Origin of the sequence: Sulfurovum xiamenensis (assembly GCF_030347995.1) — a bacterium.
GTDB classification, from domain to species: Bacteria; Campylobacterota; Campylobacteria; order Campylobacterales; family Sulfurovaceae; genus Sulfurovum; species Sulfurovum xiamenensis.
Window position 1 is genome coordinate 16,750 of record NZ_JAQIBC010000011.1, and the last position, 12,385, is coordinate 29,134.

At 42.3% G+C, this 12,385-nt stretch carries 13 protein-coding genes; 5 read left to right on the plus strand and 8 right to left on the minus strand.

Annotated elements, in window-relative coordinates:
* Positions 1–57: 57 nt before the first annotated feature.
* The 4 genes from aroA to pheS are packed head-to-tail and all read right to left on the minus strand — an operon-like array spanning position 58 to position 5,511.
* Entirely contained in the window at positions 58–1,338 is a 1,281-nt protein-coding gene (gene aroA, locus PF327_RS10630) for a 3-phosphoshikimate 1-carboxyvinyltransferase (protein WP_289402549.1), read from the minus strand.
* Entirely contained in the window at positions 1,335–2,186 is an 852-nt protein-coding gene (locus PF327_RS10635) for a 4-hydroxy-3-methylbut-2-enyl diphosphate reductase (protein ID WP_008241688.1), read from the minus strand. The genes aroA and PF327_RS10635 overlap by 4 nt, the downstream gene beginning before the upstream one ends.
* 2 nt (positions 2,187–2,188) lie before the next feature.
* Positions 2,189–4,522, minus strand: a complete 2,334-nt coding sequence (gene pheT / locus PF327_RS10640; RefSeq protein ID WP_289402550.1) for a phenylalanine--tRNA ligase subunit beta — start codon at positions 4,520–4,522, stop codon at positions 2,189–2,191.
* On the minus strand, positions 4,519–5,511 hold the full coding sequence (gene pheS / locus PF327_RS10645; protein ID WP_008241684.1) for a phenylalanine--tRNA ligase subunit alpha: 993 nt from the start codon (positions 5,509–5,511) through the stop codon (positions 4,519–4,521). The genes pheT and pheS overlap by 4 nt, the downstream gene beginning before the upstream one ends.
* Before the next feature lie 202 nt (positions 5,512–5,713).
* On the opposite strand from pheS, the gene PF327_RS10650 reads away from it, so the two are divergent.
* A complete protein-coding gene (locus tag PF327_RS10650; RefSeq protein WP_008241681.1) occupies positions 5,714–6,067 on the plus strand; it encodes a histidine triad nucleotide-binding protein in 354 nt (117 codons plus the stop codon).
* 455 nt (positions 6,068–6,522) lie between these two features.
* Here the strand turns inward: PF327_RS10650 and PF327_RS10655 are convergent, their stop codons facing one another.
* Positions 6,523–8,358: an ABC-F family ATP-binding cassette domain-containing protein gene (locus PF327_RS10655; RefSeq protein WP_289402551.1), complete on the minus strand. Its 1,836-nt coding sequence runs from the start codon at positions 8,356–8,358 to the stop codon at positions 6,523–6,525.
* A 125-nt stretch (positions 8,359–8,483) separates the two neighbouring features.
* Between PF327_RS10655 and PF327_RS10660 the strand changes: the two genes are divergently transcribed.
* Positions 8,484–8,690 (plus strand): hypothetical protein, encoded by a 207-nt coding sequence (locus PF327_RS10660; RefSeq protein WP_008241679.1) that lies wholly within the window; start codon positions 8,484–8,486, stop codon positions 8,688–8,690.
* Positions 8,691–8,737: 47 nt separating this feature from the next.
* Here the strand turns inward: PF327_RS10660 and PF327_RS10665 are convergent, their stop codons facing one another.
* On the minus strand, positions 8,738–8,941 hold the full coding sequence (locus PF327_RS10665) for a hypothetical protein (RefSeq protein ID WP_289402552.1): 204 nt from the start codon (positions 8,939–8,941) through the stop codon (positions 8,738–8,740).
* A gap of 90 nt (positions 8,942–9,031) precedes the next feature.
* On the opposite strand from PF327_RS10665, the gene PF327_RS10670 reads away from it, so the two are divergent.
* Positions 9,032–9,238: a DUF1450 domain-containing protein gene (locus PF327_RS10670; RefSeq protein ID WP_289402553.1), complete on the plus strand. Its 207-nt coding sequence runs from the start codon at positions 9,032–9,034 to the stop codon at positions 9,236–9,238.
* 3 nt (positions 9,239–9,241) lie between these two features.
* On the opposite strand, the gene PF327_RS10675 is transcribed toward PF327_RS10670, so the two are convergent.
* Entirely contained in the window at positions 9,242–9,703 is a 462-nt protein-coding gene (locus tag PF327_RS10675; protein WP_289402555.1) for an OsmC family protein, read from the minus strand.
* A gap of 69 nt (positions 9,704–9,772) precedes the next feature.
* Between PF327_RS10675 and PF327_RS10680 the strand changes: the two genes are divergently transcribed.
* Together PF327_RS10680 and PF327_RS10685 are read left to right on the plus strand one after the other, a co-directional pair.
* The gene (locus PF327_RS10680) at positions 9,773–10,237 is read left to right on the plus strand and encodes a CYTH domain-containing protein (RefSeq protein WP_289402556.1); all 465 of its coding nucleotides are present in this window, start codon (positions 9,773–9,775) and stop codon (positions 10,235–10,237) included.
* A 42-nt stretch (positions 10,238–10,279) separates the two neighbouring features.
* The gene (locus tag PF327_RS10685; RefSeq protein ID WP_289402558.1) at positions 10,280–11,719 is read left to right on the plus strand and encodes a protein adenylyltransferase SelO; all 1,440 of its coding nucleotides are present in this window, start codon (positions 10,280–10,282) and stop codon (positions 11,717–11,719) included.
* A 20-nt stretch (positions 11,720–11,739) separates the two neighbouring features.
* Here PF327_RS10685 and PF327_RS10690 read toward each other — a convergent pair whose 3' ends face one another.
* Positions 11,740–12,249 carry a L,D-transpeptidase family protein gene (locus PF327_RS10690; RefSeq protein ID WP_289402559.1) on the minus strand — a complete coding sequence of 170 codons (510 nt, stop codon included), beginning with the start codon at positions 12,247–12,249 and terminating at the stop codon, positions 11,740–11,742.
* Positions 12,250–12,385 lie beyond the last annotated feature (136 nt).

Sequence of the window (12,385 nt, forward strand, 5' to 3'; positions counted from 1 at the left end):
TTTGCCGATGTAGCCTGTGACTTTAATATGCTTATAATACTATTTTTTTAAGTATTTTTAAGAAGAAATACTCTCTAGTACTTTAAAATATGTAGGGAAAGTTTTAGCAGTACATTCAGGTTCGTTGATGGTCACAGAGACCGGGTCGAGTGCTAAAAGAGAGAAACACATGGCCATTCTATGATCATCATATGTATCAATCGCTGCATGTTTAAGTTGTTTAGGTGGGGTGATCTTTAAGTAGTCTTCCCCCTCTTCTACTTCCGCTCCGACCTTGCGCAGTTCAGTTGCCATGGCAAAGAGTCTATCTGTCTCTTTTACACGCCAGTTATAGATATTTCTAAGTGTCGTAGTGCCTTCTGCAAAAAGTGCTGTTGTGGCTATGGTCATAGCAGCATCAGGTATATGGTTGAAATCCATATCTATAGGATGCAGTTCTCCCCTGCTTACCGCTACATAATCATCACCCCACTCTACGATAGCGCCCATTTTTTCAAGTACATCAACGAATTGCACATCTCCCTGAATACTCTTTTTCCCGATACCTGTGACTTTGACTGTACCGCCTTTGATCGCAGCAGCCGCTAAAAAATAAGAAGCAGAAGAAGCATCCCCCTCTACCATAAACGTCTCTACAGCTTGATAGGTTTGTCCACTTTTGACTTTAAAGGTCTGATAATTGTCATTCTCGACCTCTACCCCAAACACTTTCATAATATGCAGTGTGATATCAATGTAGGGTTTAGAGACCAGCTCTCCGATAATGGAGATCGTCATATCCTCTTTTGCCAGAGGTGCAGCAAGCAAAAGTGCTGTGAGGAACTGACTTGAGATAGCACCATCGATCTTCACATCACCGCCGGAGAGTCCATTGGCTTCTATCAGCAGAGGCGGGTATCCTTCATTTTCCTGATAACTGATCGTTGCACCTGCTTCTCTCAAAGCATCGACCAAATGTCCTATAGGTCTCTCTTTCATTCGAGGTTCTCCCGTAAGCAGATAAGAACCTGTACCAAGACAGAGTGCCGCACAAAGCGGCCGCATCGCTGTACCTGCATTCCCTAGGAAGAGTTCCTGCAGATTGGCACTGTGTATCGCCCCTGCATTACCGATCACGGTACACTCTGTTTTATCTTCTGAAAGGGTATAGTCGATACCAAGCTGTTTGAGTGCATTGAGCATATGTCTTGTATCATCACTCTCTAAAAGATTGGTGATCCTTGTGGTCCCCTCTGCCAATGATGCAAGCAGTAAAGCCCTGTTTGAAAGGCTTTTAGATCCCGGAAGATTGACCTCCCCTTCTATTTTGGAAATGGGTTTGAGTGTCAGTGTGTTCATATAACCTCATCTACCTTTTTCATCTCTTGTATCTTGTTGATCACATTTTGTACGATCCAGTCAGGTGTAGAAGCACCGGCAGAGATACCACAAAGTTCCTTCCCATCAAACCAACTAGCTTCAAGCTCTTGTTCATTCTCTATGAGGTAGCTGTCTTTACAGTGACGCTCACAGATACTATGCAGCTGTTTGGTATTGGAAGAGTGTTTGCCTCCAATGACGATCATCACATCAGCTTTTTTAGCCAGTTCCGCTGCTGCGTCCTGGTTTTCAAATGTTGCAGTACAGATCGTATTAAAGACCCTTACCTCTTTACGTGTTTCCAGCAAGGCTGTCACGATCTTTGCGAAATCTTCAGGTTTTTTTGTGGTTTGAGAAACCACGGCAACCTTCCCTTTCAAAGGAAGTGATTCCAACTCTTCAGGTTCTAGTACGATAAACGCATCTTCCGGATCTTCGGCATAACTCACTACACCTTTGATCTCCGGATGATCCTTATCACCAAAGATCACGATGCTATACCCCTCTACACTCATCTTTTGTACAATATTTTGCGGGGTGGTTACATAAGGGCATGTTGCATCTATCACTTTATGGTCTTGACTTTTTAACACAGCCAATTCGTTTTTTGGGATACCATGTGTACGGATCACCACAGCATCATTCGTTTCGATATCTTCAAGACGTTCAGCAAGACCGATGTTAAACCCTTCTTTGAGTCTATTGATCTCATCTTTGTTATGGATCAGAGGCCCGTACGTCACAGATCCTCTATGTGCTTCAGCTATCTCGATAGCTCTTTTCACACCAAAACAAAAACCGTAACTAGAAGCTAACTGTATTTTCATCTTTATCTCAATTCCGCTTTACATTCTGTCTCAAGTGCAGTCATGACCTGACCCATCACTGCTTCTATATCACTATCTTCAAGTGTTCTGTCCATAGATTGGATGAAGAAACGTACTGTAAGACTTTTCTTATCACCCAACTTCTCATCTTCATAGATATCTACAGGATAGCTATCTTTAAGCATTGGAAGTTCCAGTGCATTCAGTACTTGAGCCACTTCATAGTAGTTCAAAGATTTATCGATCACTACAGAGAGGTCTTTATAAACGCCTTGGAACTTAGAGACAGGTGTCGCATTGATATGTGTCGGTAACAACACATCAAAATCAAGTTCTGCGATGAATGTCACAGGGATATCAAAGCTTTCCTGTACTGTCGGATGCAGCTTTGAAATGAATCCGCACACTTTACCGTCTACAATGATATTGGCAGACTGATACGGGTGGATCAGCCCATTTTCATACGTACAAGGTACCAGTTCAAACGCACCGACCACTGCACCTACTTTTTGTGTAAAAGAAGCAAAGTCGATCATCTGCGGTTTACCGGCATTTCTTACATTCTCACCTTCAACCTGTCCCGAGAAGACAAAAGAAATCACCTCTTTTTGTTCTCTTTTACTTCCAAACACTGCACCTATTTCAAACAGAGGGATCGATTTTTTACTGTAACTTACATTGCGCTTCACTGCATTAAGCAAATTGACCAATATTGTAGATCTCAATGTATTGAGCTCTTCTGCGATAGGGTTTGCGAGTTCCAGTGCTTCATCTACCGTCGCAAAACCATATTTTTCCAAAAGCGCTCTTTGAGAAAATACATACGAGACATTCTCATAGAAGGAGACACCCACTGCACGGTTCTTAAACGCTTTTTTTGTCTTATATCTATCACTTGTCGCATTAAGACGCGGTTGTTCAGCAAATACAAAAGGTTTGGCTTCTATGTTATTGATACCTACGATACGTACAATCTCTTCTGCAATATCCTGTAAATGTTTAATATCATGTCTAAAATGAGGTACCACTGCAGCAACCAGGTCATGCCCCATAGAATTGATCTCAAATCCAAGTTTTTGAAGTATCGATACGATCCTTCCCATTTCAAGATCCATACCGATGATAGCGGAGATCTCGTTTGCATCAACAATCACGGTTTCATGTTCTTTTTCCGCACTTACGATCAATGAACCTTCATAACAGGAGATATCTGTATAATTGTCCATCATAGAGGCAAGGAACGATAGCCCGAATTGAAGATCAGGGTTGGAACCTCTGGATGTCTTGTAATAGAGTTCATCCGTTTTCAAAGAAGTAGTTGCAACTGCCTCAACCAAAGTATCAGGGTTGATGTAGCTTGCTTCTATCAAAAGCTCTTTTGTATTATCATTGGCTGTACACGCTTCTTCCTGCTGCACACCCACAACGGAAAGCACTTTCTCATTTCCGATGATCTCTATAATACCTTTTGCTTTTGCTACTGTATGCACAGAGATCTTATTTTCATCATTACGGAATATTTTACTGTTATATGCACGTAGCACTACACCTGTGGTATGTGTTGCATATGCCAGCATACTTGCAAGTTTTCCTTCGGCTTCTACCCCTATCATGGCTAAACGCAACTGTACAATAAAACTATTTGATATCTGTTCTATCGTAGCAAGTTTATAATGCAGGTCTGCATCCATTTCACCTGAATGGTGAAGCTCTGCTTCTCTGGCGATACCGAGTTTTATCTTCTCTTCTTGTTTATACTCAAAAGGTTTCAGATCAATGTCGAGTGCCGTACTCAAGTCTCTTGCCACACCATAAATGCTCAGACAGTCACCTCTGTTGGCTGTAAGTTCAAGCTCGATGATCGTGTCTGCGATCTTCTCATAAGTACGTAACTCTTTACCCACTTCAAGTTCACCGATACTGTCATCGAGTATCATGATCCCTTTACCTGTATCAGGTAGTCCAAGTTCAGAAGAGGCACACACCATTCCTTCACTCTCAACACCACGGAGTTTCGCATGTTTGATAGCAAAGTCACCAGGAAGTACAGCACCTATGGTCGCTACTGCCACATACTCTGCATCCACCACATTAGCAGCACCACAGACGATCTGTCTTGTACCGCTTCCCACATCTATTTTACATACATTCAGTTTATCTGCATCGGGATGTTTTTCACAAGAAAGGATCTTTCCTATGACCACTTTTTCCGCGATCTCTATTTGTGTAAGACTGTCTACTTCAAGTCCTATAGAGTTAAACGTTTCATAAAGCTTTTCATTAGAGACACCGCTAAGGTCTATAAATTCATTTAACCAACTTCTTGTTACTATCATCTAAACTGCTCCAACAAACGAATATCACCTTCAAACAAAGATCTCAGATCAGGTATTTTATGCATAAGCATTGCAAAACGCTCTACACCTAAGCCAAAGGCATAGCCACTCACATCTTCGTATCCTACTGCTTTAAAGACATTCGGATCAACGATTCCGCATCCAAGTACTTCCAGCCATCCTGTGTGAGAACAGACCCTACATCCCTCACCGGCACAGAAGATACAAGAGATGTCCACTTCAGCAGAAGGCTCGGTAAACGGGAAGAAACTAGGTCTAAAACGCACGTCAACATCCCCGAACATATACTGTAGGAAATCCGTCAATATGGACTTGAGGTTCGCAAAACTCACTTTGCCTTTATCATCTACCACAAGACCTTCAACCTGATGGAACATCGGTGTATGGGTCAAGTCATAATCACGTCTAAACACACTTCCCGGAGCGATCATACGGATAGGCGGTTTGGTCTCCATCATCGTACGTATCTGTACAGGAGAGGTATGTGTACGTAAAAGTCCGCCATCCTTAAAATAGAATGTATCCTGCATATCGCGTGCAGGGTGGTATTTAGGGAGGTTAAGGGCTTCAAAGTTATGGAAGTCATCCTCTACCATCGGTCCGCTTTCCACAGCAAAGTTCAACGCCACAAAATAGTCAATGATCTTATCCATCGTCTCCATTACCGGGTGCAGTGCACCTTTTTGTGCCAGTGTGCCATAGAGTGAAACATCTATCGCTTCACTTTTTAGTACCTTTTCTATCTCTTCAGATTTCAGTACTTCGTAACGTGCATCAAAACTTGCTTGCAATGCGGCTTTACTTTTGTTCAGTCCTTCTGCAAATGCTTTTTTTTCCGGACCGGGTACATCTTTCATCTTGGCAAACTCTGCTGCCAAAACACCCTTCTTACCGAAAAGCTCAACACGTACTTTTTCTAATGCTTCAAGTGAATCCGCCTGAATGATCTTCTCTTCTAAATTTTCCATTTAACCTCTATATGACTTCTGTGTATTGTTGTGATTTTATCTAAAAATTACTAACAATGGGATTTATTACTACTTATCTGTGCTATACTTTACACCTATGAAACTTAGATTCACTATAAATACAGCCTTGCTTGACAGGGGTATACACAAGTGGATATGATAAGAAAAAAAAGAAAAAATCAACCGATCAAAGGACCACGGCATGTGCATATTCTGCAAAATCGTAAACAAAGAAATTCCCAACAATACTGTTCATGAGAGTGAACACTTTTTAGCATTTCATGACCTCTACCCTAAGGCACCAATCCATATTCTCATCATCCCGAAAACACATGTAGATTGTTTTCAGGATGTTACACCGGAGACCATGGCAGGACTCACCGAATTTGCACAAGAAGTCGCGACTAAAGTCGGTATAGATGAATCAGGATACAGACTCATTACGAACAATGGTCCAGACGGAGGACAAGAGGTATTCCACTTACATTTCCACCTGTTAGGCGGAGGAAAACTCACCTGGGACCACAGCCACGAAGACCCGCATAAGAGTTTATAAAAACTCTTGTGGAGAATTTATTTCCTTCATCTAAAAAACTCCCTCAAAATTGAACTTGAGGATTTCTCTCCCCTTTACTTTTCTAGAAAAGTAACAAAAGTCGTCACTGTTCTCAAATCGCTATGCTTACAAAGGTGTTCACAGTGACAAAGCACACTTTGTGTGATTAACAGAATTTCCAAATAAAGACAATCAGTAAGTGACGCTAGTCCATATATTAATAAAATATTGTCGTGCGAACGACCTTGAAAGCGAAGCGATTCGAGAGTCACGACGCTTTTTTGCTTCGTTTTTTCTAAAAAAATGAAGAGGGTAACATCACCACTGTTCGATTATTAAGGAAATCTAAAAAACAAATAAAACCGGATGCTAAGCATCAATCTCCTCAAGTTTGAGCTCATACNTCACCACTGTTCGATTATTAAGGAAATCTAAAAAACAAATAAAACCGGATGCTAAGCATCAATCTCCTCAAGTTTGAGCTCATACTCCGCCACGATCTCCTCATCTTTTTCCGTAGCGATCTCCAAACGTTCGAAGAGTGCGTCCACTTCCTGCTGTATAAGGCCTGCCTCACGTGAAAGTTCCATTATGGCATCGTTGTCAGCAGTGTTTGATGCTTTTTCAAGCGCTGCATTTTTCATCTCAAGTTCTGCTTCAAGCGCCTCGATCTTTTCTTCACAAAGCTTGATCTCTTTGGTATAAGGTTTACGCAGTTCATTACGTTCCTGTGTCACAGCTTTACGCAGTTTTTTTCGTTCTTTATGGTTAATCTTGGGTTTTTTCTTTTTAGGCGCAGCCCCTTCTTCCTCTTCCCAGCCTATCTTTTCCAAAAATTCATCATAGGTACCTTCAAAATACTCTGCCCCGCCTTTATGAAAGATAATCAGCGCATCAGCCAATCTTCTTAAAAGCATTTCCGAGTGCGTGACCATGATGAGAGAACCTTCAAAGGCATCTATGGCATCTGCCAGAGCATCGATGGACTGCATATCCAGGTGGTTTGTAGGCTCATCAAGAAAGAGAAGATTTGCAGGGGTTGCGATGATCTTTCCCAGCATGACACGGCTGCGCTCTCCCCCTGAAAGCACCTCTATCTTTTTATCCGCAAGGTCACCAGAGAACATCATACGCCCGGCGATACTGCGTGATTCGGGTATCCCTATATCTTTATTGACCGAAGCGATCTCATCAATGATCGTTGATGAGACATTCAGTCTTTCAATGTTGGTCTGTCCAAAGTGCGCGAACGTGGTAGAAGGATGAAAATCAAGCTTCCCCTGTTGGAGCGGCAGTTCTCCTGCAATGTAGTTCAGCAGCGTTGACTTACCCTTACCGTTCTTACCGATAATTGCCAGACGTTTACCCTTCTCCAGAGCAAAAGTAACACCTTGAAAAAGGGGTGCTTCAGGGTTGTACCCAAAGCCCAGATCTTCTGCACGTAAAACAATTTTTGCGGGGGTCTCTTTATATTTGAAGTTAAATGATAACGTCGCATCATTCTGCAGATCTTCCATCTCATCCATTTTGTCGAGTTCTTTTTGCTTGGACTGTGCCAGTGCCGCAGTAGATGCTCTGGCCTTGTTTCTCGCTACAAACTCTTCGAGCTCTTTTCGCTTTTTATCCTGGTTTGCCTTCGTTTTTTCATAGGTTTCATCTTCCATTTCAAGTGTCGCATAGTATTTATGCGTGTCGCCCTGTACCAAACGAAGTCCTTTACGCTGTATACCCATCGTATGGGTCGTCACAGCATCCATAAAGTCACGGTCGTGCGTGATGAGTATCACTTCTCCCTCAAACTCTTTAATGAACCCTTTTAGCCAGCGTAGAGAAGGAAGGTCAAGGTAGTTGGTAGGCTCATCGAGTAACAGCATATTCGGTTCTGTTGCCAAAAGTTTTACAAGATTGATACGTATCTGGTACCCTCCGGAAAAACTCAAAGGGTCTTTCTCAAGGTCTTCTGCCGAAAAACCCAGTCCAAAAAGCAGTTTTTCTATCTTGTAAAAGTTCCACTGTTCATCTTCAGGAAGTACAAGTGCACACTCTTCACGAACTGTCTTTTCTGTGAATACAAGATGTTGTTTAAGTGTACCTATCATATAGTTCTTAGGGATACTCACATCTCCGGAATCATAACTCTCTTCACCAAGGATGATCTTGAAAAGCGTCGATTTACCAGACCCGTTACGTCCGACAAGTCCGATCTTCTGTCCGGGTGAAAGTTTGAGATTGACATCTTTAAAAAGGGTTTGTCCCCCAAAGCTTTTAGAGAGGTTTGTAAGTTGTATCATGTATCTATCCATATGTGGGAAATTAGGTTGGCATTATAACGAAATGTGTATTAGGTCGTATCATAGATGTTTGAAAGTATTATCGTTCTATAATAATTAAACAAGATCTACAAAAAGGATAGAAAATGAGCGATACCAATTTAAAGCATTTAGAAAAGATCAAAGATACCATTGATAAATCTCAAACACTGAGCGAAGAAGAGAAAAGTGACTCGATGAAACGTATCGAAGAGTGGTACAGGGAAGATATGGCTTCAGGTACTTTCATGCAGGAACTCAGTGAACTTTCACCTACGATCAAAGCACTGATGGCAGAACTTGGACTGATCTAAGATCTTCTCTCCTCTGTGAACAGGAGAGAATGAGATCACTCTCTATATTATTTGAACTCACCCGCATCCGATTTTGCCTTCAACCCATCCAATGCCTCTTGCATGGTCTCCAGGATCAGTTTTGCTGCCAATGCATTATCGGCTTCAGGTACATCCCAGTCAGTAAACTTCATATTGGCATGAAAAAGTGCATTCACTTCTGCTACGATCTCACCTTTTCTTCTTTCTATATCTTGCTCTACCGGATTCATACTATGTCCTTTCAGTCTATAATCTAACATTATGATACTCCCCTAAGAGTAAAAAGTATCTGAAGGAGAAAAAATATGCTATAGTAAATTATGAAGATACAACTATGTAAAAAATTCTCGAAAGTCAATAAGCTTCAGAAGAAACTGATAAAGGCATTTCCAGATGATACGGTCACAGTGAAGTCATGTATCAGTATGTGCAAACAGTGCAAGAAGCAGCCTGTAGCAAAAGTGGATGGAAAGAAACAAAAGGCCAAAAGTATTTCAAAGCTCCTCTCTAAGATAGAGGAGCTTTAAAGCCTACGAGCAGCAGGCTCCGCCAAATCCATCTTCAAGCGGTACACTCATAGAAATAAGTTCTTCTTTGTCAGCGATCTTCTCACCATTTTGGATGATCGTATAGCTCACCTTTACCGAATCACGGATAGAGTTCACCGTTGTACAGTAACTCTCCAAAGAAGCACCTATATAACGCTTCGCTTTCGTTGCATCGAACGCTCCATCAAACTCGTAAATGATATGCATCGATGCAAATTTCATAGGTACGGAGTCTGTTCTCTCTATCTCTGCTTTTACAGAGTAGTTCGTTACTTCAAAACCATCCTTCTCAGCCATCATCACAAGGTCTATCCCTGTACACCCTATGATCCCTGTTGCAAAATACTCCACAGGTGTAATCTCTTTACAGTCTAAAGTGAAAGAAGACTTTATGGTGTTCGCTTTAAATTTTTTATCGCCAAGATACTCTACTGATACGTTCATATTTATTCCTAAGATTTATTTGTGATAGTGTACACTATATGACTTATATTTTACTGCAAAAGGCACATCATGGGTGTAGAAATAGAACGCAAATTCCTCATAGACGAAACCAAACTACCCACGCTGCAAAACGGTTACACCATCAAACAGGGCTACATCCAGACGATAGACCATACCACCGTGCGCATTCGTGTTCGTGGTCAAGAGGCCTTTCTTACCATCAAAGGCAAAAGCCAGGGGGCCACACGGTTAGAGTTCGAGTACCCCATCTCCCTGAACGATGCAGAAGAGATGCTCACAAACCTCTGCCACGCCTCACATGTAGAAAAAACACGCTATCTTGTAGAGTATGAGGGCCATACATGGGAGGTGGATATCTTTGAGGGATCCAACAAAGGTCTCATGATCGCCGAAATAGAGCTCAAGAGCGAAGATGAAGCGTTTCCCCTGCCCGAGTGGGTAACGAAAGAGGTGACGGAGGATGTACGGTATTTTAATGCGAATTTGGTTGAAAGACCCTATACATCTTGGTAAAAGCTTATCATATCTTAAGGATAACCACTGTAAAACCTCTGTATGACACTTGATAACCTTAATTTTGAAACCCCGTATCTTTCACTCGATAGCGAATTTTACGACTTGACCGAGCCCACACCGCTGGATGATCCTTACCTGATCAGCTTCAATCCCAAGGCGGCAACACTGATAGACCTTGATGACAGTGTGAAAGATGATCCCCGCTTTATAGCACTGCTCAACGGTACTTTCATCCCCAAAGGGGCACGTACCTTTTCCATGTGCTATGCAGGACATCAGTTCGGCAATTACGCACCGCGTCTGGGAGACGGAAGGGCTATCAACCTGGGAAGCATCAACGGCTGGCACCTCCAGACCAAAGGTAGCGGAGAGACACTCTACTCACGCAGTTCAGACGGCCGTGCAGCCATCCCCTCTTCCATACGCGAATACCTGATGAGCGAAGCGATGCACCATCTAGGCATTCCCACCACAAGGGCACTTGGCATCATCGGGTCACAAACGAAGATCTTACGAAACCAGATAGAACGCGGGGCCATCGTGATGCGCATGTCACCAAGTTGGGTGCGTTTTGGTACGTTTGAATACTTTTACTACTTTAAAGAGTATGACAAGCTCAAGGCCCTCGCCGAGTATGTTATCACCGAATCCTACCCACATCTGCAGGAGGATGAAGACCGCTATTATAAATTCTTTTGCGAGGTCGTAGAGCGTACGGCAAAGCTGATCGCACAGTGGCAGGGGATAGGCTTTAACCATGGCGTGATGAATACAGACAACATGTCCATCGCAGGTCTCACCATCGACTATGGACCGTATGCCATGCTGGATGATTTTGACTACGGATTTGTTTGTAATAAGACCGATAAAGCAGGCCGATACAGCTACGGTGACCAACCCAATGTCTCCTACTGGAACCTCACTATGCTCTCCAAGGCACTTACTCCGATCATTGATCAAAATAGAATGCAGAAGAAACTCGATGATTTTGGTAACTTCCTCTACCCTGATGCCTATATCGATGTCATGCGTGAAAAACTGGGACTGGCTTTGAAGCTGGATGAGGATGTCGAACTCATCACTGATCTAGTGGGCACACTGCAAGATGCTTACGTGGACTATACGCTTTTCTTTCGGACCCTGAGCCGTTATGACGGTGACAGGATGCCCATCTTTGAACTCGCTATGAATCCAATACCACTTGACAGCTGGCTTACCCTCTATGATGCACGTTTGGCTAAAGAGACACGCTCACAAAATGAACGCCAACAAGCGATGCTAAAGACCAATCCAAAGTATGTTTTGAAAAACTATATGCTCCAGGAAGCGATAGAGCTTGCGCAAAAAGGTGATTTTTCTATGGTAGAGACACTGCTCTATATCGCAGCGCACCCTTATGACGAACTGCCGGAATTCGAACGTTTCGCAGAGGAGACACCAGAAGCACACAAAAATATCTGCCTCTCCTGTTCATCATAGTCAATAAGCAGATGAAAAACTCAAGGCTTAATGTGGATCGGGGTTCCCACATTCACAAGATGTAAAACTTCATCCATCTCATCATTTTCCAAAGCGATACATCCTGCAGTCCAATCATTATAGCGTTGGAAAAATGACTTTTTGATTTCTCTGTTATTTGGTTGTCCATGGATCATGATCGACCCTCCGGGACTTTTACCCAATTTCCTTGCATGTTGATGATCTTTTCTATTTGGGTATGAGATATGCAAAGCTTTATAAAAAGAGCTGTTTGGTTTGAAATAATCAAGTTTATATTTGCCCTCAGGCGTCTTTTGGTCACCTCTTACTCTCTTATGTCCTACAGGGTTACCGCCTAAAGCAATGTCATATTTTTTTAAGATCTTACCTTTACATGAAAGGTACATCTTTCTTTGAGATTTTACTACTGTCACCAAGTCTGCTTTGAGACCCTTGGATTTCGGCGGTGATGTAGTATTTGCAAAAAGAAAAAGTGAGGTGATGATATAAAAAAACAGGTATTTCTTCACAATGATCCTTTGATTGGGTTTGAATCATATCATTGTTAAAAGTTAGGAAGTAAAAAAGGCAGAACTATCTATATATAAGAAAATGTGCGGTCTGGCGATCTTTACCATAAAGACCCATGACTTTCTGTCCTTGCTT